Source organism: Kordiimonas sp. SCSIO 12603, from assembly GCF_024398035.1.
Lineage (GTDB): Bacteria > Pseudomonadota > Alphaproteobacteria > Sphingomonadales > Kordiimonadaceae > Kordiimonas.
Window position 1 is genome coordinate 1,115,807 of sequence record NZ_CP073748.1, and the last position, 24,855, is coordinate 1,140,661.

At 44.5% G+C, this 24,855-nt stretch carries 21 protein-coding genes; 15 read left to right on the forward strand and 6 right to left on the reverse strand.

The window, feature by feature from the left end:
• The first annotated feature begins 16 nt into the window (after positions 1-16).
• The 5 genes from KFE96_RS04980 to KFE96_RS05000 all read left to right on the forward strand — a co-directional run bounded on the left by KFE96_RS04980 (position 17) and on the right by KFE96_RS05000 (position 6,202).
• Positions 17-1,261 carry a site-specific integrase gene (locus tag KFE96_RS04980; RefSeq protein WP_255834891.1) on the forward strand — a complete coding sequence of 415 codons (1,245 nt, stop codon included), beginning with the start codon at positions 17-19 and terminating at the stop codon, positions 1,259-1,261.
• Positions 1,218-3,323 (forward strand): hypothetical protein, encoded by a 2,106-nt coding sequence (locus KFE96_RS04985; RefSeq protein ID WP_255834892.1) that lies wholly within the window; start codon positions 1,218-1,220, stop codon positions 3,321-3,323. The genes KFE96_RS04980 and KFE96_RS04985 overlap by 44 nt, the downstream gene beginning before the upstream one ends.
• On the forward strand, positions 3,301-5,244 hold the full coding sequence (locus tag KFE96_RS04990; protein WP_255834893.1) for a tyrosine-type recombinase/integrase: 1,944 nt from the start codon (positions 3,301-3,303) through the stop codon (positions 5,242-5,244). Before KFE96_RS04985 ends, KFE96_RS04990 begins: the two co-directional genes overlap by 23 nt.
• A 2-nt stretch (positions 5,245-5,246) precedes the next feature.
• Positions 5,247-5,786 (forward strand): hypothetical protein, encoded by a 540-nt coding sequence (locus tag KFE96_RS04995; protein WP_255834894.1) that lies wholly within the window; start codon positions 5,247-5,249, stop codon positions 5,784-5,786.
• A 170-nt stretch (positions 5,787-5,956) separates the two neighbouring features.
• Positions 5,957-6,202: a DUF2312 domain-containing protein gene (locus KFE96_RS05000; RefSeq protein WP_255835591.1), complete on the forward strand. Its 246-nt coding sequence runs from the start codon at positions 5,957-5,959 to the stop codon at positions 6,200-6,202.
• A gap of 59 nt (positions 6,203-6,261) precedes the next feature.
• Here KFE96_RS05000 and murI read toward each other — a convergent pair whose 3' ends face one another.
• Genes murI through KFE96_RS05015 form a run of 3 tightly spaced genes read right to left on the reverse strand, consistent with a single transcriptional unit; the run spans position 6,262 to position 9,205 of the window.
• Entirely contained in the window at positions 6,262-7,095 is an 834-nt protein-coding gene (gene murI / locus KFE96_RS05005) for a glutamate racemase (protein WP_255834895.1), read from the reverse strand.
• Between the two features lie 33 nt (positions 7,096-7,128).
• Complete coding sequence (locus KFE96_RS05010) at positions 7,129-7,749, reverse strand: pyridoxamine 5'-phosphate oxidase family protein (RefSeq protein WP_255834896.1); 621 nt, start codon at positions 7,747-7,749, stop codon at positions 7,129-7,131.
• A gap of 7 nt (positions 7,750-7,756) precedes the next feature.
• Positions 7,757-9,205 carry a sigma-54-dependent transcriptional regulator gene (locus KFE96_RS05015; protein ID WP_370650564.1) on the reverse strand — a complete coding sequence of 483 codons (1,449 nt, stop codon included), beginning with the start codon at positions 9,203-9,205 and terminating at the stop codon, positions 7,757-7,759.
• 325 nt (positions 9,206-9,530) lie between these two features.
• Between KFE96_RS05015 and KFE96_RS05020 the strand changes: the two genes are divergently transcribed.
• From KFE96_RS05020 to KFE96_RS05060, 9 genes are all read left to right on the forward strand, one after another.
• Positions 9,531-10,661 carry a Re/Si-specific NAD(P)(+) transhydrogenase subunit alpha gene (locus tag KFE96_RS05020; RefSeq protein WP_255834898.1) on the forward strand — a complete coding sequence of 377 codons (1,131 nt, stop codon included), beginning with the start codon at positions 9,531-9,533 and terminating at the stop codon, positions 10,659-10,661.
• 1 nt (position 10,662) lies between these two features.
• Positions 10,663-10,986, forward strand: a complete 324-nt coding sequence (locus KFE96_RS05025; protein WP_247015705.1) for an NAD(P) transhydrogenase subunit alpha — start codon at positions 10,663-10,665, stop codon at positions 10,984-10,986.
• Positions 10,983-12,404: an NAD(P)(+) transhydrogenase (Re/Si-specific) subunit beta gene (locus KFE96_RS05030; protein WP_255834899.1), complete on the forward strand. Its 1,422-nt coding sequence runs from the start codon at positions 10,983-10,985 to the stop codon at positions 12,402-12,404. Before KFE96_RS05025 ends, KFE96_RS05030 begins: the two co-directional genes overlap by 4 nt.
• Positions 12,405-12,738: 334 nt before the next feature.
• Positions 12,739-13,287 carry a hypothetical protein gene (locus tag KFE96_RS05035; protein WP_255834900.1) on the forward strand — a complete coding sequence of 183 codons (549 nt, stop codon included), beginning with the start codon at positions 12,739-12,741 and terminating at the stop codon, positions 13,285-13,287.
• Between the two features lie 76 nt (positions 13,288-13,363).
• Positions 13,364-13,795: a DUF6491 family protein gene (locus KFE96_RS05040; protein WP_255834901.1), complete on the forward strand. Its 432-nt coding sequence runs from the start codon at positions 13,364-13,366 to the stop codon at positions 13,793-13,795.
• Positions 13,796-13,964: 169 nt separating this feature from the next.
• Positions 13,965-17,054: an efflux RND transporter permease subunit gene (locus tag KFE96_RS05045; protein WP_255834902.1), complete on the forward strand. Its 3,090-nt coding sequence runs from the start codon at positions 13,965-13,967 to the stop codon at positions 17,052-17,054.
• Between the two features lie 13 nt (positions 17,055-17,067).
• Positions 17,068-18,159, forward strand: a complete 1,092-nt coding sequence (locus KFE96_RS05050) for an efflux RND transporter periplasmic adaptor subunit (protein ID WP_255834903.1) — start codon at positions 17,068-17,070, stop codon at positions 18,157-18,159.
• Positions 18,160-18,180: 21 nt separating this feature from the next.
• Positions 18,181-19,374, forward strand: coding sequence for a sensor histidine kinase (locus tag KFE96_RS05055; RefSeq protein ID WP_255834904.1), 1,194 nt, complete (start codon positions 18,181-18,183; stop codon positions 19,372-19,374).
• A 60-nt stretch (positions 19,375-19,434) separates the two neighbouring features.
• Positions 19,435-20,247, forward strand: a complete 813-nt coding sequence (locus KFE96_RS05060) for a LytTR family DNA-binding domain-containing protein (RefSeq protein WP_255834905.1) — start codon at positions 19,435-19,437, stop codon at positions 20,245-20,247.
• A gap of 209 nt (positions 20,248-20,456) precedes the next feature.
• Here KFE96_RS05060 and KFE96_RS05065 read toward each other — a convergent pair whose 3' ends face one another.
• Positions 20,457-21,362 carry an FkbM family methyltransferase gene (locus KFE96_RS05065; RefSeq protein ID WP_255834906.1) on the reverse strand — a complete coding sequence of 302 codons (906 nt, stop codon included), beginning with the start codon at positions 21,360-21,362 and terminating at the stop codon, positions 20,457-20,459.
• Positions 21,363-21,629: 267 nt separating this feature from the next.
• Here KFE96_RS05065 and KFE96_RS05070 point away from each other — a divergent pair, with 267 nt between their 5' ends.
• Positions 21,630-22,580, forward strand: a complete 951-nt coding sequence (locus tag KFE96_RS05070; RefSeq protein ID WP_255834907.1) for a UDP-glucuronic acid decarboxylase family protein — start codon at positions 21,630-21,632, stop codon at positions 22,578-22,580.
• Between the two features lie 4 nt (positions 22,581-22,584).
• On the opposite strand, the gene KFE96_RS05075 is transcribed toward KFE96_RS05070, so the two are convergent.
• Positions 22,585-23,439, reverse strand: a complete 855-nt coding sequence (locus KFE96_RS05075) for a glycosyltransferase (protein WP_255834908.1) — start codon at positions 23,437-23,439, stop codon at positions 22,585-22,587.
• A 71-nt stretch (positions 23,440-23,510) separates the two neighbouring features.
• Positions 23,511-24,773, reverse strand: coding sequence for a glycosyltransferase (locus KFE96_RS05080; RefSeq protein ID WP_255834909.1), 1,263 nt, complete (start codon positions 24,771-24,773; stop codon positions 23,511-23,513).
• Positions 24,774-24,855: the final 82 nt, after the last annotated feature.

Consider the following 24,855-nt stretch of genomic DNA (forward strand, 5'->3'; position numbering starts at 1 on the left):
ACTCTATAAGCATTAGTTGGATATTTTGACCATGTATGTCTTTAAGCCAAACAGTCAACGTATGAAAAATGCAGGATACACGTCCATATTCCATATTCCGATCATAGTTGACACAAACTATGCCACCATTCCTGAAGCTAATTGGTTTTTACGGGAGCGGGCACTTGGTGAAATCAATAAAAAGGCTCCTGGTCGAGTTTTGGCCGAAAGGACGATTGTTGAATACGCCTATGATTTAAAAAGTTTTTTTTCGTGGTTGGATGGCAATAAGCAAAAATATCAATGGCAAACAATTGATTATTATGGAGTTATTCATGGATTTCAGAATTTTCAAATGTCTAGTATTTCTGCATGTACCGGGCGGGCTTTAAGCAGAAGTTTTGTTTCTCGGCGTGTCGAAATGGCACTGGATTTTCTGAATTGGGCTCATGATCAAGGATTGCGTTCAAGTGTTAATGTCTTGAAGAAGCTTGGGACTGAAGAAAATGAAAGCCGACGCACGCATATAAATAAAGTTGATCCACAAAGGAAAGCCAAAGAGTTAGGCCCGCTACCATCTGCTGCCAATGTACAAGATTGGCTGCAGATGGTGGAAGAGAAGTGTGGTAGAAGTAAAGCTCTTGCTTGTTATACCGTCATTCGTACAGGCTTGAGAGTTTCCGAAATAGCGAACCTTCCAACACATATTATTTCAGATGAATGCGATACTGATAAAGGTCTTAGGGTTACCATAAAGTATGGGGCGAAGGGTAAAAAGGCGATTGGGGATGAAGCTATGGAAGGTAAGCCAAGAGAAGTTTATTTCCCACAAGACTTAGTAAAAAAATTGTATAGTTATAAAAATGGTTGGCGAATCAGAAACCTAGCGGTAGGCAAGAAATATAACAAAGAAGACAAAGATAGAATGTTTTTGGGTGATGATTTTGGTCAACCATTGAGCCCTCAAACGATAAGGGAAGCTTGGAAGTCTTGTGATAGGCCGTCAGGCTTACGATCACCTCATAAAGGCCGCGATTATTGGGCATGTAGGATGCTTTATGATCATATGACTTCTGAGCAATTCAAGGTTCACGAGAAATTACCATATGGTACTTTGGTAGACGCAGCATTCAATTTTATCAATCTGCGCATACGCCCTCAGCTCGGTCATTCCACGATAGATACTACATTTGTGTATTTAGAATGGTTATTTCATCATACAAGTCTTAATGAAATGAATGAGGATTGGCGGGAATTTCTATTGGGGGCTGAATATTCCTAGACTTGTAAAAAAACAGCATAATCAAAGTGTTGTCCGTATCAATACTGCTGCAAAATCTCATTTTTTTGCAAATAATGATAGCATGGATTCATTACATTGGTGGCATGATCGTTTCGATTGTAAGACCAAAGTAGACCTACGTATATTTGCTGAAGGAGATGGGAAGGATTTCCCATCAATACCTAGTTTAATTGGTGAGCTAGCTCCAGCTATAAAAATATTGACAGTGAACAATACTGTTTCTTCGATTTTTGCAAGCCTTGATGTCTTGAAGAGGTTCTGGAGATTTCTTGGATGGTTAGAACAATTGGGTCTTACCATTCCTCACTCGGTCATGGATATTGATTATAAGGTTGGGCAATTTTTCAAAGATTGGTTGCTGTTTGAGCAACCTGTTAGTCAAAACTCAGCAAGTGCAACAATCAGCTGGGTAGCTTCGGCAATTAATGCTGCGAGGCGATGTATTGAACCAGGCCAAAATGATATATGGTGGCCTAATATACCTAGAATCAAAGGCGATCTACACGCTGACATTGATCCCGATAATATTAGAAAAATTGGGTTTGCACTTCGTTCAGAGATGAGATGCTATAAGCAGGCAAAGATTGAAGGTAGAAAGTTGTTGTCTAAGAGCATACCTGACCCAAGGGTTTCGGGGTGGGTCAATACAAAACGGAAAAAAACGAAAGAATATCCGTTTCGAGAGAGTGAGTATGAGAATCTCTTAGCTCAATTTGCATATGCGACCAAGGACTTCTGCGATAGAAGTATAGAAGATGAAAGTCTTGTTTTTAAAAGATTTTTAGATTCTAATGAATGGAGTAATCCTTCTTATCGGTATATGGCTCCCTCATGTTTTAGCGACCCAACTCCTATGTCTAGAGTTTCGTGGTTTTTACCGACTTTTGAAGAAGCGTGTATCAATCTCTGCCTTTTTTTACAGAAAAGTGGCTGGAACTCTGAAGTTGCCTTTTCAATGGAGGTAGAGAACTGCTTTATTGAATATCCTGATGACAATATGGCTTCTATTTGGGGATATAAAGGGCGAGCTGGGAAGAAAAAAATCATCACCAGTTCTCAGATGAAGCCAACATGGCACCCTTATCAAGTCTTAAAATATCAGATTGAAGTAACCAAGCCCCTTAGGGACGAGGTGAGGATACGCCTAGGAAAGTTGTTGGAGAAAACGGTACGTACTGACGAAGAAGATGCTTTACGTAAAAGATTGCAGAAAATGTTGAAGTCGCCTTGGTTGTTTTATCGATTAACTCACAATGGCGCTGAGACAGGCAGGATAGGGTGTCTAGAAGATAGTATCAGTCAGTTATCTAAGGTGCTTAGGAAGGTTTGTCAAAAACATGGTGTATCTACTGAAGTAAAGGACGTTAGAAAAGAAAATGGTGTTAGGCCTTTAAAATTAAGCGATTTTCGAGACGGCTATGCAGCCTATGTTTTTGCGAAGAGTGGTGGCAATTTTTTTATACTCCAGCAAGCGCTAAAGCATAATAACACCAGTAGTTTGATTAATTACATTCGTCAAAATAGGCATCGGGAGGAAGCGCTATCAATAGCACATAAGATTTTGAACTTCACATGGCGAGATATTGAAAAAAATAAGGTTGTCGATCCTACACTTCTTTTTGTGGCAATGAACATCAAAGATATAGAAGAAGAAGATAGGCGTCGACTGTTTGAGTATAGAGAAAGAACGCGTGTTGGAATGGGATGCGGGCGCCAAGGACATAAGCCTAAAAATATCGCATCAAAAATCTCTCAAGGTAAAAGGTGTTCAATACAAAGGTGTATCTTATGTGACAAAGGTATGATCTTTGAGGATAGTTTTCAGGGATTAGCTGAAAGATATGGTGAAATACTTTACATAAAAAGCACCACGCCGGTTATAGAATTTGAAGAGTCAGATTTTCAGGATGAAAAGGCCAATATAGAAATTGCCGTCGATGCTTATTGGGGTAGTAGAAAAACTGAATTCATGATTATGGCGGAGGATAAATTGGAGCAATGTTCAAGAGGGGAAGTTTATGTATTCGATACCACTGCTTGATCGCCCCGATGACAATGATGTAGCTATTTATGATTATGTATTTCAGAATGCCACTAAAGGTTTAACTGAGATATTTAGCCCCGATTTTCAAGTTTTACCACATGTAACGTTCTCAAATAATTCATGGGAAATCCCAAAGAAATATTGCTCGTCCCTAACTGTTGATTCTGAGCGAAAGATAGAATTCGGCCCTCTGTTCTTGTTGCCAGCTGAGGACAACATCAGGGATCTATTTGTCATTCGTGCAAAGACAATTTGTATTTTGTTGAAGTTTTTTAAAGTAAGAAATGGAAGCCGTACTCATGCCTTGAAGTATGCAACTTGGGCGAGGATGTGCCGTACATTTATTACTGTAATTTCAAAGATACATCAAAGCGGAATTCACAATGAATATGTATTGAGGGACTTAGGTTATCATTCCTTCTTAAAGTACTTTCACGGCTATGGTGGCCGTTCAATTGTAAGCAGATTGATAGCAATAAACGCCGTAGGCCGTTTAGATGACTTCCCAGAAGATAAAATTGGCTATGAGTTAGAAAGACAAGGTCAAGCCATTGTCTGTGATGAAAGCAATTCCGTTAGCTATCAGCCCTATGAGAATGATGAGCTGGCAATTATGGGGTGGGTAGCCTCTTGGGTTTCCAAAAATTTGACGGAAAAGGCTCTGTCAATGCTATCTGCGGTTAAGCGTGTAGAGTTAGAAACGTCATCTGAAAAGAATAGGTATAAAAAAATATCTGAGGGCCTTCTGGCTTTGCAAGAAATTAACGAATGGCCAATTGAGCTAAATTTGACAACGACAAATAGTAAGGTCAATTGGAAAAAACAATTGCGATTGAACCTTAAGGGGGAGGTGTTAACTTTATTTCGTATTATACAAGCATGCAATGTAGTCATCTTGAATATTTCACTGGGGGCTAGACGATCAGAATTGCTTAATCTATCGTTTGATAATCTTTTAGATACCTATGCTGGTACACCTATCATACGGGGACAAATAGAAAAACATAAAGATACTTCGGTAGATCATTTATGGCCGGCGGCAGATGTCGTGATGGATGTTTTAGAACGTCAAAGAAAGTTGAAAGTGGCATTTGAGGAATATTCCGGGAACGAGTATCAAGACTCTCTCTTTTTTCCCGGTCGAGCAGATAGTCAAAAGGTAAAGAACTTTACTTCATTTTTTTCGACATTTAGCAAAAACATAAAATATGCAGAAAAGACAATGGCTAGTCACGTTGCAGGGTCTATTCATGGTCATCGCTTCCGCTATTCCTTTGCGAGAATTATTAGCTTGGCGGTTACGTCAGGCCCTGCAATTTTACAAAAAATTTTTGGTCATCATGATTATAGCGAAAGTGTTGGATATGCACTTTCTAATAAAGGCCTATCGGGAGACATTGATAAAATTACTAACGAAGTAAGATATCTAATGGCGGAAGAAATGATTACGACCAATAAACAAGCTAGTGGTCCAGCAAATAGCAAGATAGATAGTACAATAAACGCAGTGTTGGTACGTCACGGTAAAAATGAGTTGGGCGTAGATACTATGGAGGAAGCTATAGAAATATTAGCGGCTGCCTCATCTTCTATGCACCTAGTTAGACCAAATGTGATATGTACTAAACTTCTAAATCAGGTTGGCGAGTGCTCTAAAACGGGCGGATACCCGAATGTCTCGGCATGTTCGGTGAACTGTAGCCATCGATACGAAATGGCTGCTGCCCGTGATGATGTTATACAAAGTATTGAACTTCTTTTGTTAGAAATCGACAGAAACACTGACATTAACTCTCGTGTTTTTCAAAAAGCTCAACTTGAAACACAGTTCAGTAGATTTGCTGATGTTAAAGCCAAGTATGAACACGATAAGCGTGTAATGAGATTTTACGATCAAATAAAAGAAATGGAACTGTGATAGTGACTAGAATAACGATTTCCGCATGGGAAGAATTGGAGTTACGTACCCATGAACTAACTGAAAAGGAAAAAATGGGCTTAATAGATTTCCAGATCATTATTCCTGATAATGCTGGTTTTTCTACAAAAAAAAAATATGAGATCATACTTGCTATATTTACAGCTATTAAACATTCTAAAAAAGAAGCTGGTGTGCATGGCAATGAGGGTAAAGAACGAATAACAAAGGCATCTCTACTAAGAGCAGCTAATGTTAAAGAAACTACGCTAAAAAATCCATCGCACAAGTTAACTAGAGCTGTCGTCGATGCATGGTTGCAAAAGAACCAGAGGCCTTCAAAGGCAATCCTAACGAAAAATGAACAAACAGAACTTGCTGCAGCAAAAGATGCGTTATTGTTGGCTGTTGAACAGCAAAACATTAAAGATATTGAAAACCGTCAGCTACGACAGCAGTTGATTGAAAAAGAAGAAGAGATAGTCAGGCTTAATACTCTAATTTCTACGATGAATAAAACAGTGTTATACCCTTCTGGGTAATGTGCTTGCACGTTCTTTCAAAACGATACTGATACACTATTGCATGGACTACCTGTGATGTAGTTCTCATCACAGATAAGAACTACATCACAGGTTTAATAAGTCCGATTTATTAAATAAGATATTGATTTAGTTATATAAATCTATATGATGTTATCACTAATGAGCGTCTGGAAGAAGAGAAAAAAGGTATCGCAGAAGATATCAAGGAAGTTTACGCAGGCGCTAAGGCTGTTGGCTTCGATGTGAAAATCATGCGTAAAGTAATTTCACTGCGCAAGATGGATCAGGCGGACCGCCAGGAACAAGAAGCGCTTCTAGATGTTTATATGCACGCTATTGAAGGCGGCATGCGCCCTGAACCAGCTGGTACTGGTGTTGGCGAAGCTAATGAAGGCGCGGGTGACGAAGAATAATCTTTGTTATTTGTTATAATTTAAAAAAGCCACTTTTCAGAAATGGAGAGTGGCTTTTTTTATATGTTCAGTTTCGCTTGATGAAATTGATTCAAGTGATTGGGCAAGAACAGGTTGGTCTTATTCACGGCTTTTGGATCCCCTGTTGTAAGTAGGCGAATATTGCCTTGGCCTTTGCTGTGGAAATGTGGGTGTCGTTTTAAGTAATCCGCGAGAGAATCTGCGACAATTTCTGGCTGGCTATAGAGTGAAACATGATCTGGTAGTGCAGTTTCAAAATAATGCTTCACCAGCGGGAAATGTGTGCAGCCCAGCACCACAGCATCAGGGTTAGTTTCAAGGGTTTCAGATACAAAACCGGATATAAGGCCGGAAAGAGGGGCGTCGCCAGCGCCGCCTTCGATAGCGTCTACTAAGCCTGGGCAGGCTTTTCCTGTTAGCTGGATTTGTGGTGCGCGCTTTAGCACTTCTTCTACATAAGCGCCGCTTTCAATGGTTTTACGCGTGGCAAAAAGGGTGATGCGATGATTCCTGTTATCATCTGCATGAGGGCGTTCCTGTGACCACGGCACACCGGTGAGAGCTTCAACCATTGGCACAAGTACGCCGAGGATACGGTTGCCCGGGTAAGCGGTTTCGAGCCAGTTTTGTTGGAGCGTACGGAGCGCAACCGCGGCGGCTGTATTACATGCAAGCAGTACAAGCGAGCAACCTTCCTTCATAAGGTAATCGACAGAAGTTTTGGTCATCTCCACAATCTGTTCGCTTGTACGGTGGCCGTAAGGTGCGTTGGCATGATCGCCAAGATAGAGGAAATTCTGATCAGGCAGGCGTTTGGTAAGTGCATCAAGAACTGTGATACCGCCGGAACCTGAATCAAATACACCAATCATATAATGAGCTTCCCCTAAGTTTTCTGTGCGCTATTAATAGAGTGTTTCCGCCTGCCGTTTAGGCAAAATGGCGTCATAACTTTCTGCATCAAAACTTTGATCAGCGGCTTTTATCATCTGACCAGCGGTTGGAACAGTATCAAGATTATCTTCAGGTACCTTTTCCCAGAGAGCTGAGCGTTTAATAGCTCGCGCACACTGAAAATATACCTTGTCGATTTTCACGATGATAACAGTTTTTGGTGGTTTGCCATTCTCGCTGAAGCTTTCCAGCAACTTTGGGTCAGTTGTGATGGTTGCATTACCTTTAATACGCAGTGTTTCGCCAACACCGGGGATAAGGAAAAGTAAAGCGACATTCGGGTTTTCAATAATATTCCTGAGCGTATCAATGCGGTTGTTGCCTCGCCGATCAGGTAGCATGATAGTTTTGGGATCAGCTATTTTAAAAAGCTCACCTTGCTTATCCCCGCGAGGAGAACAATCCAGAAAATCATCGCCCTGACTGGCAAAAGCATAAAAGGGTGCATGCTCCAGCCACTTTTGGTATGTATCCGTTAAGTGATCGGTTTCTTTATCAAGTGATGCTTGTGCTGGCTGGCCGTACAGGGTTTGTAATTCTTCCAGCGTGGTAATTTTATGTGTGTCTGTCACATCATTCTCACTTGTCTAAACCGTATTCAGCAACCTTGCGGTATAAGGTGGAGCGCCCAATTTTCAGGCGCCTCGCAATTTCAGCCATACGTCCGTCATAACGCTCAAGCGCTGCTGCAATAATTGCTGCTTCCAGTTCCTCAAGGGACTTCATATGTCCATCTTCTGTGTGAAGGAAAAGTGTGGCGCCAGTTTGACCTGATTGTGGAATTATTTGCTGCGCAGGTGCATAATGTGCAGCCTGGGCTATATTCACTTCAGGAACGTAGTTTTGTTGTGTATCAGCAAACAGAGACGGGAAATCATCTGGGGTAAGCACATCACCTTCAGACAAGATGACCGCGCGGAACAACATATTTTGAAGTTGCCTGATGTTGCCCGGCCAATCATAGGCTGAAACCGCGGCCAGAGCCGTTGCAGAAATTCTGCGTTGGTCGAGCCCTTCCATGGAAGAAATCTTCTCGAGGAAATGGTCTGTAAGGGCCGGGATATCGCTTTTACGTTCCCGAAGTGGGGGCAGCAGAATGGGGTAAACATTCAACCGGTAGAAAAGATCTTCTCTGAACGCGCCTTCACTGATGCGTTCAACCAAGTTTCGGTTCGTTGCCGAAACAACTCTTATGTCTACCTTAATGGATTGTTTTCCACCAACAGGGTCAATCTCCTTTTCCTGTAAAGCGCGGAGAAGTTTCACCTGAATATCAAGGGGCAGTTCACCAACTTCATCAAGAAACAGAGTGCCGCCGTTTGCTTCCTGGAATTTACCAAGACGTTTTTCGGTCGCGCCGGTGAAAGCTCCTTTTTCGTGCCCGAACAAGATACTTTCCACCAAATTTTCAGGGATAGCGCCACAGTTTACGGCAACAAATGGTTTGCCGGATCTGTCGCTCGCATCATGAATAGCACGAGCAAACACTTCTTTACCAACTCCAGATTCCCCTTCGATAAGTACAGGAATACTTGCTTTGGCTGCCTTTTGAGCAAGCTTTGTTGCCCGCTGCATAGCTGGGCTGTCGCCTACCAAATTATCAAAAGAAAGTGGGCCGATACTTTCCTGCATAGGGCCGATTTCACCAACGAGTGCCGTGGTTTTCAGAGACGCTTCCATAGCTGAACGAATACGCTCAGCGCTGGCAGGCTTTACGATGAAATCATTGGCGCCTGCTCGCATAGCGTCCACTACTGTATTAATAGAGGAGTGTGCCGTTAGCATAATCACTGGCAAATTGGGGAATTTCGGCCTGATTTCACCAAGTACTTCAATACCGCTTTTCCCCGGCATCACCAGATCAAGCAGCATTATATCAATGTGTGGTGCAGGGCTCGTGTTGAGGCGTTTGATGGCTTCGCTGCCAGACATAGCTTTTTCCACATCATAGCCCGCGCGGGTAATAACCCCTTCAAGAAGCGCAAGTTGAGTGAGCTCATCTTCAACAATTAAAACACGTTTACCCAGCATAAAGCCCCCAAATAAAAAGAATATTCAAGGTGTATCATTTCAGGACATGGTAAACAAACATCTTATTGTATTAATGTGTAAGCGTTTGTGACGTAGCGTAAAATAGCATGTAATCGTGCAAGTCGATCACAGTGATGTGTTTTTTTTGATAAGATGACACCCTTGTTTATGAAATTATGTTGCTCAATTAGGTATTTGCATTACCTACTAGTGCAAGGCGCTGAAGGCCCGTCAGAGGGGGCATATAATCAGTAATAACTAATGCTGGAGCCGGAGAGCCTTTAATTGATTGATATTAACCGTTTATTTTGGAGAAAACCCAATGAAGTTAGCGGTTGTTCGGGAGAAGCGAGAGGCTGAAAAGCGTGTTGCAGCAACTCCTGAGACGATTAAAAAACTCAAAGGTCTTGGCTTCGATGTTCATGTTGAAGCCGGGGCAGGCCAATCAGCATCAATCCCTGATGATGCATTTAAAGAAGCTGGCGCCACCATTTCTGCTGATATCGGATCAGCTCTTGATGGCGCTGATGTTATTTTTTCTGTTCAAGGCATAGAAGCAGATGATGCGGCAAAAGCCAAAAAAGGCGCGTTGCAGCTTGCTGTCTTGAACCCGTTCGTTGAAAAAGATCGCGTGAAAGCATATGCAGATGCGGGTTTGATGGCAGTTGCGATGGAATTTGTACCGCGTATCACGAGGGCGCAGTCCATGGATGTGCTGTCATCTCAGTCAAACCTCGCGGGCTATAAAGCGGTGCTTGATGCAGCTGCTGAATTTAGCCGTGCATTCCCCATGATGATGACGGCTGCAGGTACAGTTGCCCCAGCCAAGGTAATGGTGATGGGCGCAGGTGTTGCAGGCCTTCAGGCGATTGCTACAGCAAAACGCCTTGGTGCCGTTGTAAGTGCGACAGACGTGCGCCCAGCTGCCAAGGAACAAGTTGAAAGCCTTGGCGGTACTTTCGTGATGGTTGAAGATGAAGAAACCGCAGCCGCTGAAACATCTGGTGGCTATGCGAAGGAAATGAGTGATGACTATAAAGCCAAGCAGGCTGCACTCATCGCTGAAACGCTGGCAAAGCAGGATATCGCAATTACCACAGCGCTTATCCCCGGGCGTCCGGCACCGAAGCTTATCACAGAAGAAATGCTTAAAACCATGAAGCCGGGCAGTGTGATTGTTGATCTCGCGGTGGAAATGGGCGGTAACTGTGCCTTATCGAAACCCGGTGAGATCGTGGAAGCCCACGGTGTGAAAATTGTCGGGCACCTTAATGTGCCGTCTCGCCTCGCCACAGATGCGTCCGCGCTTTATGCCCGTAACCTTGTGCACTATATCACACCTCATGTGAAAGAAGGTGCACTTGAAATTGATTTTGAAGATGAAGTTGTTGCTGAATCGCTGATCACCAAAGATGGTGCAGTGGTAAGCGAACGTCTTCAGGAGGCTTCATAACATGCATGAAATTCTCGTAAATCCATTCATTCAGCAATTCACTGTTTTTGTGATGGCTATTTTTGTGGGCTACTATGTTGTGTGGTCCGTAACTCCGGCTCTCCACACGCCGTTGATGGCGGTAACAAATGCAATATCCAGTGTAATTATTGTGGGTGCGCTTATCGCCGCTGGCCCTGAGGGCATGACACTTTCCAAAATTCTTGGCTCAATCGCTATTGCGCTTGCGGCGGTAAACATCTTTGGCGGCTTTGCTGTTACCCAGCGCATGCTTGCCATGTATAAAAAGAAGAAACCTTCCGAAGGTAAGGGAGGTGACAAATGAACCAGTTACATGCTGATTTAACAGCCGTTGCATATCTTGTTGCTGCTGTTCTTTTCATCCTGTCGCTTCGCGGGCTTTCAAGCCCGGAGACAAGCCGCAAGGGTAACACCTACGGTATGATTGGTATGGCGATTGCCATTATTACCACGGTGTTGAACCCAGAGGTGGTTTCCTATGATTGGATCATTGGTTCCATTGCGGTTGGTGGTGTGATTGGCTTTATCATCGCTCGCCGTATTGCCATGACAGCAATGCCCCAGCTTGTAGCAGCGTTCCATAGCCTTGTTGGCTTGGCTGCAGTTCTTGTGGCTGCCGCCGCGTTTCTTAACCCTGTGTCGTTCGGTATTACCGATAGCCTTGGCCAGATTTTCATGGCCAGCCGGATTGAAATGTCCCTTGGTGCAGCCATTGGCGCAATTACTTTCTCTGGTTCTATTATCGCGTTTGCGAAACTTCAGGGCCTTATGTCTGGTGCGCCGATTATGTTACCGGGCCGCCATGTGATTAATGCGGTACTTGGCCTTGGTATTATTGGTATGATTGCAGCCTTTGCTATGAGCAGTGGCGCAGCATCCGGTGGTGGCATGCTGATGTGGTATATCATTGCGGCAAGCTTTGTTATTGGCTTCCTGCTGATTATCCCAATTGGCGGTGCTGATATGCCAGTGGTGGTTTCCATGCTGAATTCATATTCTGGCTGGGCTGCAGCTGGTATTGGCTTCACGCTGCAAAACACAGCGCTTATCGTAACGGGTGCTCTTGTGGGCTCGTCCGGTGCCATCCTTTCTTACATTATGTGTAAAGGCATGAACCGCAGCTTTATCTCTGTGATCCTTGGTGGTTTTGGTGCTGACGACGGCGCGGCTGCTGCCGTAGGTGGCGGTGAACAGCGCCCTGTGAAACAAGGGTCCGCTGATGATGCAGCCTTCATTATGAAGAACGCTGGTAAGGTTATCATTGTGCCGGGTTACGGTATGGCGGTAGCGCAGGCACAGCATGCTCTCAAAGAAATGGTTGATATGCTGAAGGCGGAAGGCGTGAAGGTTTCTTATGCCATCCATCCTGTGGCGGGTCGGATGCCGGGGCATATGAACGTGCTGCTGGCTGAAGCCAACGTACCGTATGACGAGGTGTTTGAGCTTGAGGATATCAACAGCGAGTTCGCTGGCGCAGATGTTGCGTTCGTGATTGGTGCAAACGATGTAACCAACCCGGCCGCGAAAACCGATCCTCAATCCGCCATCTACGGCATGCCAATTCTGGATGTGGAAAAAGCAGGGACTGTTCTGTTTGTGAAGCGTTCTATGGGAAGCGGTTATGCTGGTGTGGATAACGAGCTTTTCTTCCGGGATAACACCATGATGCTCTTTGCAGATGCGAAGAAGATGGTGGAAGAGATTGTTAAATCTCTGAATTAAAGAATGATGGAAGCGAGGTATAGCCTCGCTTCTAAGTGATACGATAAAGTAAAAGGCCGCTTCCCATGGCGTGGAAGCGGCCTTGTCTTTTGCCTTAGGAAAACAAAAGGAGAGCGGTGGGATTTCCAGGGCCAACAGGAACCCACCTATGGTATTAACGCCGCTGTCAGGTCCGGCGTGCAAGTTCAGCTCCCTTGATTGCGTCGCTTGCAAAATCATATAAACACGCATGATATTAATAATCAATCGCAAAAATGAAAAAAGTGCATTTTTTTTAAACTCTCTGTGACAGATCGGCCTAAAGCGCTGCATTTCCTTGCTGAAATCCCCACATATGGCTATAGAACTATGGCAAATAGAAAGTGATGGCATGATAGAACAAGCGTCGATAATTGATTTTTTGAGCGCAAGCCTGCGTGGTTTGGAGGCTTCCGGTCGCTCGATTCTATCACCTGCAGAACAATCGGTTGCTGATGAAATTGCAAGACGCCTTGATGCCAAATTGCAGGAAATGGTGGAAGAACTGGAAGCTATTGCATCGTGCCAGCAAGATATGCCGCGGGTGGAAGGGCTTGATGAGCTGCCACCGTTTGAGGCTTTCTGTATTGGTTTGAAAACAATCGGCGATGCACTTCTACCGCACCTGGTGGCTGAGTTTTCTACGGCTTGTTCCGAACAGGGTGCACCAACAAAACCATTTCAGTGGATCATTCGAGCACGGGCAGATGCGTTTGTTGCCTATTTACTACAGATTGCGCAAGTTCACGGCCTTGCTTTTGATGATAAGCTTGAAACCGTTGGGAAAAGTGAGCAGATTGCCCTAGCAAACTTGGGGGCAGACCTGAGATTACGCATGCAGCAGGAAATGGATAAATTGGTATGAACCGCTGTTCAGCCAATATTAATGCTACATCGCTAGGTTAGGTTTGTTAACTGTGTTGGGATCTGTGATGAGAGCCTTGTCTTCAATTTTTATATTTGCTCTGGGAGTGATGCTTATCGGCGCTGTTCATGCAGCCGATGATAAGAAACAATCTCGGCAGGAAAAATTGACGGCAGAACGCGTGGCCAAACTGAATGAGCGTTATCAGCCTACGGGTAAAATGCGCAAATGTGTGTCTTATTCTCAGATTCGCGATACTCAGGTTCTTGATGATCAAACCATTTTTTTTCGTGCAACCGGACGGCGCGGATATGTGAACAAAATGAGCAGGAAGTGCCCCCGACTGCTTTCTGAAGAACGCTTTGCTTATCGGAGCCATACCGGGCAGCTTTGCCGCGGTGAAGTTATTTCTGTCCTCGATTCTTTTGGTCAAACCTGGGCAAGCTGTAGCCTTGGGGAATTTCAGGAATATATACGGAAACCAAAAGAGGAAAACGGCGATAAATAAAGGTAAACTAAAGAGGGGCTACTTTAGTTTGAACGTATGATCTTTGGTATAAAGATGTTACATTCTATCGCACTTTGCTTTCCATTTAGCGCATAAGAATTTCTTAAATCAGCAATTAGGCGCATACCCGTTTCAAAGAGCTAAAAAGCCATTTGACGCGAGGTAAATCATGCAGCTCACCGAAAAAAGTTTGAAGAATCCAGCAGCCGTTATCGTGCTTGCTATGATCGCACTGGTTCTTGGGGGTGTTATGCTCACCAAACTACCAGTTCAACTGTTCCCTGCTATCGAACGTCCGCAACTGGGCGTACAGGTTTTCTGGCGTGCTGCCAGTCCGTCTGAGATAGAATCAGAAATTATCGAACCGATTGAAGAGGTAATGCAGGGTGTGCCGGGGCTTGAGGAAATGCGGTCCTTCTCGAACCCTTCATTTGGCTTTGTTTCACTTGAGTTTACCCTTGAAGCGGATATGGACCACGCACTTATTGAAGTGATCAGTCGTCTTAACCGTTTACCGCCGCTTCCTGCGGACGCAGACCGGCCTCGTGTGGTAATGAATGGTGGCGGTGGCCCTGCTTCTGAAACACTTATTTACCTGTTCACTCAGTTCCGTGAAGGAAGTGCCCTTAGCCAGGAAGAATATGTTCCTTTCATCGAGGATGAAGTTGTTCCGCGTCTTGAAGCAATCGAAGGTATTGCGGATATTTCTGTTGAAGCAGGCGCTGGCCTTGGTGATCAGTTGCAGATTGAATTTGACGCTGTAAGAGCCGCTCAGCTTGGTATTGATATCAATACGCTCACACGCCGTATTGGCCGTACAGTGGATAGTTCAGGCGGCTATATGGAAGTGGGTCGCAGACGGTACCTTATGAATTTCCAGGGCCGCTATGAGCCAGATGAACTCCGTGAACTTATTTTGGATTGGAGAGATGGCAGCCCGGTAACACTTGGTGATATTGCGACGATCTCTGTTGCACCACCAGACGCTACTCAGGTGGTGTACCAGAATGGTAACAAAGCTATTGGTATGCGTGTGGTGCGTGAAAGCGGCGCGAACGTGCTGGCAACAATCGACAGACTTACCAAAGTATTGGATGAACTGAATGCTGGTATGCTTGCAGACCAAGGTATTTCTATTCAGAAATCTTTTGATCCGTCCGTATTCATTAACCGTGCGATCAACCTTCTTTCCAGCAACCTGTTGATTGGTGTGTTGCTGGCGGTTGGTGTGCTTTGGTGGTTCCTTCGTCAGGTGCGCGCAACCTTGTTGATTGCACTTACAATTCCGATTTGTCTGCTCTCTACCATTATTGTTCTCGCACTCTTTGGCAGAACGGTGAATGTGATCTCGCTCGCGGGTCTCGCGTTCGCAACAGGTATGGTACTTGATGCAGCGATTGTCGTGCTGGAAAACATTGTAAGGCTCCGTGAACGCGGTGAAAAACCAAACATGGCATCCCTTATGGGCGCAAGTCAGGTTTGGGGAGCACTGCTGGCTTCCACAGCAACAACAGTGGCTATTTTCGTGCCGATCCTGTTCCTGAAGGATGTGGAAGGCCAATTGTTTGCTGATCTGGCACTTACTATTGCAATTGGTGTTGGGCTCTCGCTTATTGTGGCGGTAACTGTGCTGCCTGTTGTTGCCGAGCACTGGCTTAAAAAACTACCTAAAAACGATGATGCAGGTGAACGTGCTGAACGTTTCTCCGCCCGTATCATGCGTATTACAGGTACACCGTTGCGCCGCGCGGGTATCATCACCGGTTTGATTGGTGGTGCGGTATTCCTTAGTTACTCGCTTTTGCCGAACCTGAACTATCTGCCGCCCGTGAAACGGGATGCGGTTGATGCGTTCATTATGTTCCCATCTGGTGCGAACACAGAAACTGTGGATAAAGAGGTTGCCCAGGTAATTGTAGAGCGCCTTCAGCCCTATATGGACGGTGTTAAAGAGCCTGCTCTCAAAAACTATTACATCATCACTTTCCCGAATGGTCAGGGTGGTTCTCTAGGTGTTCGTGCGAAAGACCAAGGTAAAGTGAAAGAACTGGAAGAAATCGTTCAAAACGAAATTCTGGCTGGTTTCCCTGATGTACAGGCGTTTGCGCAGCAAGGTAACCTGTTTGGCGGCTTCGGTGGCGGTGGTTCAGTGCAACTGAATATCCATTCCCGTGATCTAGATGGGCTGCGTGATGTTACGCTGCAGGCTGGCCGTATTATCGGTGAGGCTGTACCTGGCGCGCGTGCACGCCCGAACCCTGATCCAAACGTGATTTCACCTGAATTGAAAATCAATCCAAATGACAGACGTTTGGCGGAAGTAGGCTACGGCCGGAATGATATTGCACGCATTATCCGTGCGCTTGGTGATGGTCAGTGGCTTGGTGAACACTTTGATGGTGAACGCCGTGTGGATATGATCCTGAAATCGCAGGAATGGACAGATCCTGAAATGCTCGAATCTATTCCAATCGCAACACCACGTGGCGGTATTGTGCCGCTTGGCGAACTTGTGGATATTGAGCGTGGTGTTGGCCCAACCTTTATCCAGCGTGTAGACCGCAAGCGTACGGTAACTTTCAATATCAACCAGCCTGATGGTATGGCTCTGGAGGATATGGTTACGATCCTGAAAGAGCAAGTTGAACCGCAAATCCGGCCGCTACTGCCTGCTGATGCAACTATTTCTTATGGTGGTAGTGCTGATGCGCTTGACCGTGCTGTTGGCTCACTCACTATCAACTTTGTTTTAGCTCTCGGCTTACTGTTCATGATTTTGGCAGCTCTGTTCAAATCACCAAAAGATGCAATCTTTGTGGTGATTACGATCCCACTGGCCAGCATGGGTGGTGTGCTTGCTCTTTGGATATTGAACCAAATTAACTTTGCGCCGCTAGATCTCCTTACAATGATCGGCTTCATCATCTTGCTGGGGCTTGTGGTGAATAATGCGATCTTGTTAGTGGCGCAGACACGCGCAGGCGAGGCTGAAGGTTTGAGCCGTGAACAAGCGATCGAGCGCGCGCTCGCTCTTCGCCTGCGCCCAATTTTCATGAGCACACTCACATCCATTATGGGCATGCTACCGCTCGTATTATTCCCCGGCGCGGGCAGTGATATTTACCGCGGTATGGCAACAACAATTGTGGGCGGGATGAGTGTATCAACAATCTTCACCCTATTGCTATTGCCGTGCTTGCTACGCCTGACAGCTCCCAAGATTGAAGCACCAACAAAAAGTCTGCAACCAGCAGAATAAGCGAGGATATAAGATGACTATTCTGAACAGATTACAAAACCGTATGAAGACCCGGGTTGCCATCTTGTGTGGCATTGGCTTGATGGCAATGAACCCTGCTATAGCGCAAAATGGGCCACCACCCGCGGTAGTGGAAATTGCCGAGGCCAGTACTGAGGTAATGGCACCACAGGTATTTATGCCGGGTACAGTTGTGAGCCGAAACGATAGCCGTATCGCCGCAGAAATTGCTGGTCGGGTTATGAGTGTTGTACCTGAGGGAACCGCTGTTCAAAAAGGCGATGTAATTGCTGAAATTGATAACCGGAACCTTAAGCTTCAACTGGAAAGAAATAAATCTCAAATCAAACGGCTTGAGGCACGTATTCGCTTCCTTGAAGCAGACCTTAAACGGGTTAAGGAGCTTGCTGAAACCAATCACACACCAGCAAGCCGTGTGGATGAAGCGCAAAGCCAACTTGATATGACACAGGAAGAACTTGCGCAGGCGAAGCTTAATCTGGATCAGACGCGAGTTGACCTTGACCGCACTAAGGTGCGAGCACCGTTCCCGGGCCGAGTAGTTGAGCGTTTGGCACAAGCCGGGGAATATAGTGCCCCGGGCCGTGAAATTGTGCGCCTGGTAGATACAGGTCATCTTGAGGTTAGTGCTCAGGCACCAGTGAATCTTGCAAGTGTTCTTTCTGATAATCAACGTGTTGCCCTTCGTCAGGGAGGTAGCTTTTCTGACGCAACGATCAGAGCATTGATCCCTGTTGGTGATGCAGTAAGCCGGACTATGGAGATCCGCGTGGAAGTACCTGAAGGGGCTGCTTTTGTTGTTGGGGCTGCAGTCCAGATTGGTCTGCCGTCTAGTGCACCTGAACAGGTTGTTGCTGTACCAAGAGATGCACTGGTTCTCCGCCGTGAGGGTACGTATGTATTCCGCGTGAAAGAAGATAATACGGCAGAGCGGTTAACAGTTCGCACAGGTGCCGCAAATGGCGCACTTGTAGCTGTAGTTGGTAATATCTCTAACGGTGATCGTGTAGTAATCCGTGGCGGTGAACGTCTGCGCTCCGGGCAACAGGTTAAACTAAGAGATGAAGTAACAACCAGCCGCTAAGTTGTTGCTGTTTGGAGTATCATGACCAAAAAAAATAAAAACAAGGTTGGCGATACGCTTTCTCCTAATCATAATGCTGCTTCAGAAATTGATTTGAAGCAGCCAACCCGTTCGGCTGCAACCAGCATGGAAGGCCGTCGGGGAGCTATGAAGTTAGTAGAACGTTTTTTTGGTACGAAAGACCGGACTTTCTGGACGTTTCAGGCTGCAGGTTGGACTGGCTACGCCATGTTGCGCACGCTTCAGGCGGTTATCAATAGAGAGACTTTTCCTGAATATTTAGGCTTTGTTGTTTTTGTTCTGCTCTTGGGTGTTGGGCTTTCCCTAGTGATGCGTTCTATTTACCGCGTGGTTAGAAACATGTCATTAGCTGTGACACTCCTGGGGATTATTGTGACATGTGCTGGGCTTGGGCTAGTGTTTTCGTGGGCGGAACTTCAGGTAGGGCCTCTGCTTGTTCAAGATATGGAGCTAATTGGCGGTATCCGTTTGCTAGGTAATGCCATGTTCGAAATTACAGTGCTTTTGGCGTGGTCTGCTATCTATTTTGGGTATCATTACTATACCAGCCTTCAGGAGCAAAAAGAGCAGGTGCTTACAGCAACGGCAATGGCGCACCAAGCGCAGTTGAAAATGCTTCGCTATCAGTTGAACCCCCATTTTCTGTTTAATACGCTGAATGCTATATCCACACTTGTACTGGAGAAATCAGAGGCCGACGCGAACCGGATGTTGACAAAACTCTCCAGTTTTCTGCGTTATACGCTTGTGAACCAACCAACCCAACGGGTAACCCTTGATCAGGAAATGCATGCTCTTGGACTTTATCTGGATATTGAGAAAGTACGCTTTCAAGATAGGCTGCTTCTTGAATTTGATATTGGTGAAAAAGCGCGTGACGCACTGATACCAAGCCTGCTGCTACAGCCGCTTATTGAGAATGCCATTAAATATGCAATCGCACCGTCTATCGACGGGGGTACGATTAAAGTGAGTGCTGATGTGGACGAGGGGCGGCTGAAGGTCGCGCTTACCGACACTGGGCCGGGTATGGAAGATTTGACGAACATCGTGAGTAAATCTGGTTCAGGTGTTGGAATTGCAAACACACGCGAGCGTTTGATGCAGATTTACGGCGATGATCATGAGATTACACTTAGGAATATGGACCCAACTGGTTTAGGTATTTTTATTGAACTACCTTGTGACCGCTAATTTTATGTTTACATAATGATGTGAAAATGCCGTTGCTAAGGCTCGATAGGGGAAGAATATATGGCTAAAATCAGAGCGCTTTTGGTGGATGATGAACCACTTGCGATCCGCGGGCTAACGCTACGCCTTGAAAAGTTTGATGATTTGGAAATCATTGGAACATGTTCAAATGGCCGGGAAGCCGTGAAAGCAATTAAAGAACAAAAGCCTGATCTGGTTTTCCTCGATATCCAAATGCCCGGCTTTGATGGGTTTTCGGTTGTGCGTTCACTTGTTGGGCAAACGGAAATTCCGCTTATTGTTTTTGTAACTGCTTTTGATCAGTATGCCTTTGAAGCGTTTGAAGCCCATGCACTTGATTATCTTTTGAAGCCGGTTGAAGAAGAGCGGCTTGAAGAAGCTATCGTACGTGTGCGTGAAGCGCTTAGCCAGCGGATTGCAATTGAACAAAATGCGCGTCTTGTGGATTTGATTGAAAGCATGGATGAGCCTCCAAAAGAAGCGCTCACCGCTATTCTGGAAAAGCCTGTAGAACATAAAGAAGATCGTTATGATCCGCATCTTCGTATTAAAGATCGCGGGCATATTACGATTGTTGATGTTGCAGATGTTGATTATGTAGACGCGGCTGGCGATTATATGTGTATTCATGTTGGCGAAAAAACCCACATTCTTCGAGAGACCATGAAAACCATGGAAAAGCGCCTTGACCCGCGTGTTTTCCAGCGAGTTCACCGCTCCACTATTGTTAATCTGGATAAAGTTAAAGAAGTGCGCCCTCATTCAAATGGTGAGTGCTTTCTTACCCTTATGTGCGGCGTTGAATTAAAAGTAAGCCGTTCTTACAAGGATGTTGTTGGGCGCTTTTTATAAAACCAAGTTTATTTGATAAGTTTCAGAGAGAAGCTAAAAGAGGCTTCTCTTCGCTGTCTCCGTCGTTTCATGTTTGGTTGCTAACCGCACGGTTTTGTTGGTTTGTGTGAAAGTTGGCAGATCAGCCGCGGGCAAATATTCGTCCGCGGTTATACAAGAAGCTTCCCAATGACCATGGCCACCAAAGTTAAGAGCGCTATCGTCTTCGGTTAGTTTTGGAAGTAGCTTGATAAAAAGTTTGCCCACTGCACATCTACTTGGCTGATAAGTGATGCCTTGATCATATCTTCCTCTCCCAGAGCAGACAGTTCAGGTGGTGAATATATATCGTCAGTTACTTGGGTTAATGTGTCGGTCCATGGATGCTGGCTTACCTGGTCTTTATGGATAGCAAGAATGTTGGTTTCTGTGTTGCCTTTGAAGATATCTATTTCGTTACGCCGTATATTGAATTTTGGGTAAGCCTTGGATACAGACCAAAATGAAGCATAGTCACGGTCAGAAAGTATTTTTTGGATTTCATGAAAATTTGCGACCGTGTTTTGTTCGTAAAAAACTATAGGCTTCTTTTCAGCAATAATATCTTGTGCCCCAGAGATAACCTCTAATTCCATGCCCTCTACATCTATTTTGATAAGATTGCAGTTTTCCAGATTGAGATCATCCAGTTTCAATTTCATGTAGGGCGAGCCACTTTCTGTTTTTTCCATATGTCCGGCGAAACTTGCAGCAGCCAGATTTTGGATGTCAGTGACATCATCTTCAAGCATCACTATTTCGGTTTTTGATCCAATCAAAGCCTTATGTATCTTGGTATTTTCAAGATTGTTGATGATGCAGTTTAGGGTGAGAAGCTTGTGATTTATTTCGTGAGGCTCGAAAGCAATTACATTGCCACTTGGCTGTACTTTGAGAGAAAAGAACAAGGAGTGATATCCAACATTAGCACCAACATCTATAACTGTATCGCCTGGGTTGATCACCTTATTTAAGATAGCTAATTCACCGGGAGCCCATTCACCATATTCCTTGAAAGACCAGCCGATACACTTATCTCGTTGATCATGCACCATATTCCCTAGCCGAGTTGGATAGCAGACAAGCTGTTTTTTCATGTGTGGGTACCCCTGAGCGTTAAGATATTGAACTATCCAACATTTTTTTGAATTTTGAAACAGGTGGGTCGAGTTGTGTGAATATAGACGGTAAATACGTGCAGTTATTTTCGTTTCTATTCGCTTGAAATAATAACTTTACGATCATGCCGCATATATTATTTGAATAGGAATAGCTAAATACTAAAATATTATTATCAAATATGATTTTCAGTGATAATGGTAAGCAAGAATTTTGGTAGTGTTTCTATTTTAAAAGGCTGGCACATGCATGAAAATAAGCGCGTTTTAGTTACTGGAGGTGCAGGCTTTTTAGGCTCTCATTTGTGTGAGAGGCTGCTTGAGCAAGGATGTGATGTGTTGTGTGTAGATAATTTTTACACAGGTACAAAACATAATGTGCAACACTTGCTTAACCATCCAATGTTCGAGTTGATGCGCCATGATGTTACTTTCCCACTGTATGTGGAGGTGGATGAAATCTATAACCTAGCATGTCCTGCTTCACCTATTCATTATCAGCGTGATCCAGTGCAAACCACCAAGACCAGTGTGCATGGTGCGATTAATATGCTAGGTCTCGCTAAACGTGTTAATGCGAAAATCCTACAGGCTTCGACCAGTGAGGTTTATGGTGATCCCGCAGTGCATCCCCAAACGGAGGAATACTGGGGTAACGTAAATCCAGTTGGCGCGCGGTCATGTTACGACGAAGGAAAACGTTGTGCTGAAACACTGTTTTTTGACTATCATCGCCAACATAACTTGCAAATCAAAGTAGCGCGTATTTTCAACACCTATGGTCCTCGTATGCATGTGAATGATGGCCGCGTTGTTTCAAACTTTATTGTGCAAGCTCTAAAGGGTGAGGATATCACTATCTATGGTGATGGGAGCCAAACACGCTCTTTTTGTTATGTAGATGATTTGATTGACGGTTTAATGCGGTTGATGGCGCGCGGACCGGAATTTACCGGCCCAGTAAATATTGGTAATACAGGCGAAATGACCGTTAGACAGCTAGCGGAAACTGTTATCGAGATTATCGGTTCATCGTCTAAGTTAATATATAAACCGCTTCCAGAAGATGATCCTTTGCAGCGGCAGCCAGATATTTCTTTAGCTAAAAAGGAATTAGATTGGTGTCCTTCGACGAACGTGCAGGCCGGGCTAAGGAATACGATTAGTTATTTTGAAAGCGTGCTGGACCGCGGGTAAAAATTTATCGGGCTTTCACGCCATATTGTTCCATTTCCTGATGGTGAATGTTGTAAACTTTCCTGAAGTTTTCAGTGTAATTTCTGGTTGTTGACATATTTCCAAGGTTTTTAGTGTCGATTAGATAGTCAGTCCCAATCATTGGTAACAGCGGTGGGATTTGTTCTTGCGTATATCTTAGGATCATCTCCCAGTCTTCAATCCGTTCGATATCGACATTAAACCCGCCGAGTTTATCGATTAATTTACGCCTGTGAATGAACACATTCATATCTATAAAGTTGCCGCTTAAAAGGCGAGCTCTGTCATAGGTTTGCGCGAGAACATATTGTTTATTCTCGTCTTTGTTCGTTACGAACAGGGCTGCATAGGCGCAATTGAGTTCCGGTTCTTGAGCAAACAAACCTGCCATCATCAAAAGATAATTTTTACGCCATTTATTGTCCGTGTCTAAATATGCGATTAAATCACCTGTCGCTATTTGTTGGGCGAGGTTTCGAGCGTGGGCTGCCCCTTTGTTTTCACTGTTTTTTATAATTTTAATGAGACCGGAATTTATTTCTTGAGGAAAAGAGTTTTCTACGGTTTTTACAGAATCATCTACACTGCCATCGTCGCTGATAATAAGCTCGTATGGGCGAAAACTCTGATCAAGAACACTTTGAATGGCTTCTATAACAATGTTCTGCCTATTCCACATTGGCATAATAACGGAAATACGAGGAACATTTCTAAGAACAATATCTTTGGCAGCATTGATGGCTATCTGGCCGGCTTGTTCTTGTTCATTTTTCTTAGCCCTAGAGAGTATCTTTAGAATGACGAGTCTTTCGTTCCATTCTGCTTGTGTCGCGACCATTAAATATCTCTATTATCTACTATAAACCGTTATATATTCGAAGGTGTGGGAGTGTACGGACAGTACAGTCCCTATTTACCTCGGATGACTGAAATACCCTGTTTCGGGTGCGCAGATAGTACTTTTTCATAAATCTTATTTAGTTCCGGGATGTGGTCTTCTCCCGTTGGTGTGAAGGTATCAATCGCTGCCTGCTTCATCTCTATAAGTTTCTTTGGTGAATCAAGAAGGGATTTGAGAGCATCATATACTTCGCCAATACCATCCACTGGTACTGCAAACCCATTTTTGTCATGCTCTACACGTTCTCCTTGAGCTCCCAGATTGGTAACGATTGGAACGACACCAGCAGTCCAGGCTTCACTTAGTGTAATCATGTATGTTTCGGGCCATACAGAGAGATGCAAGGACACGTCATAATCTTTGAGAATATCTATGATATCTTTAGGGTCGTAACCGCCTTTGATAATTAAATTTGGGAATTTATGCTTCTCAAATAATTCTTTGTATTTAGGTTCTTGAATGCGACCAAGGACGGTAAAGCGTATTTTTTCATGCTGTAATCCGCGGATGAGTTCAAACATCAAGTCACCCCCCTTAACTGAATTGTAGTTACCCGGGATAGCTACTTCCAGAAACTCCCCTTTAGGTTTAGGGGTCGGACGCTCTTGATCATTCGATGGCCAGGGTTTTGGGAGAGGAAGAATATGAAATAAATCATCAGGAAGATGCGGATAGATTTTTTGAAACGCGTTTTTCGTATAATTTGTGCTTGAGATCAAACCTGCGAAGTTTGATAGCATCTCTCCAATAAATGCGCGCCGCTGCTCCTGATAGCCAAATTCAATGTTATGAGTTGCCTGCAAACAGAAGTTACATTGGCTTACTGAATGGTCAAATGTATTGCAGAAACTGCCGTTCGGTTTACGTAGATTGAATTTGAAACAGGTAAGATAGAAATCCTGCAGCGTATATAGCATCGGAATTTTCATGTTCTGCAGCACTTTTGGCAAGCCAAGTGGATGGCCTAAAAGATGTTGGAAGTGTACTAGATCAATCTTGTGTTCCCTTATCAGTTGGACAACAAGATTCATCCTTTGGTCTTCTTTTACAGTTTTAACCGATATCTGTTTTTCTAAGGCGTAAATGCGGAATTTTTCATCTGGGGTTCTAACGATATATTCTGGTGTATTGTTGCGTGTGGTCTTAACCAGAAAAAAGACATTATACTCTGGATTTTTTCTTATAATGTCCTGATACACTTCGATGCCGCCGCCGGGAGTTAGCTCGGTGATGTTATGGGTAATGATCAGCAAGTTTTTTTTGGTCGACATCTTGTAATTCTCTATCCAGAAAAATATGAATTTTAATACTGGTAATAGGTTTTCAACATCTGGGATGTTTCAGTATTTACCT

Excerpts from the sequence above, each read along its gene's own strand:
- KFE96_RS05050 (WP_255834903.1), top strand. The coding sequence starts at position 17,068 with ATGACTATTCTGAACAGATTACAAAACCGTATGAAGACCCGGGTTGCC.
- murI (WP_255834895.1), bottom strand. The coding sequence starts at position 7,095 with ATGATTGGTGTATTTGATTCAGGTTCCGGCGGTATCACAGTTCTTGAT.
- KFE96_RS05055 (WP_255834904.1), top strand. The coding sequence starts at position 18,181 with ATGACCAAAAAAAATAAAAACAAGGTTGGCGATACGCTTTCTCCTAAT.
- KFE96_RS05045 (WP_255834902.1), top strand. The coding sequence starts at position 13,965 with ATGCAGCTCACCGAAAAAAGTTTGAAGAATCCAGCAGCCGTTATCGTG.
- KFE96_RS05025 (WP_247015705.1), top strand. The coding sequence starts at position 10,663 with ATGCATGAAATTCTCGTAAATCCATTCATTCAGCAATTCACTGTTTTT.
- KFE96_RS05035 (WP_255834900.1), top strand. The coding sequence starts at position 12,739 with ATGGCTATAGAACTATGGCAAATAGAAAGTGATGGCATGATAGAACAA.
- KFE96_RS04985 (WP_255834892.1), top strand. The coding sequence starts at position 1,218 with ATGAGGATTGGCGGGAATTTCTATTGGGGGCTGAATATTCCTAGACTT.
- KFE96_RS05020 (WP_255834898.1), top strand. The coding sequence starts at position 9,531 with ATGAAGTTAGCGGTTGTTCGGGAGAAGCGAGAGGCTGAAAAGCGTGTT.
- KFE96_RS05030 (WP_255834899.1), top strand. The coding sequence starts at position 10,983 with ATGAACCAGTTACATGCTGATTTAACAGCCGTTGCATATCTTGTTGCT.
- KFE96_RS05060 (WP_255834905.1), top strand. The coding sequence starts at position 19,435 with ATGGCTAAAATCAGAGCGCTTTTGGTGGATGATGAACCACTTGCGATC.
- KFE96_RS04990 (WP_255834893.1), top strand. The coding sequence starts at position 3,301 with ATGTATTCGATACCACTGCTTGATCGCCCCGATGACAATGATGTAGCT.
- KFE96_RS05070 (WP_255834907.1), top strand. The coding sequence starts at position 21,630 with ATGCATGAAAATAAGCGCGTTTTAGTTACTGGAGGTGCAGGCTTTTTA.
- KFE96_RS05080 (WP_255834909.1), bottom strand. The coding sequence starts at position 24,773 with ATGTCGACCAAAAAAAACTTGCTGATCATTACCCATAACATCACCGAG.
- KFE96_RS05065 (WP_255834906.1), bottom strand. The coding sequence starts at position 21,362 with ATGAAAAAACAGCTTGTCTGCTATCCAACTCGGCTAGGGAATATGGTG.
- KFE96_RS05075 (WP_255834908.1), bottom strand. The coding sequence starts at position 23,439 with ATGGTCGCGACACAAGCAGAATGGAACGAAAGACTCGTCATTCTAAAG.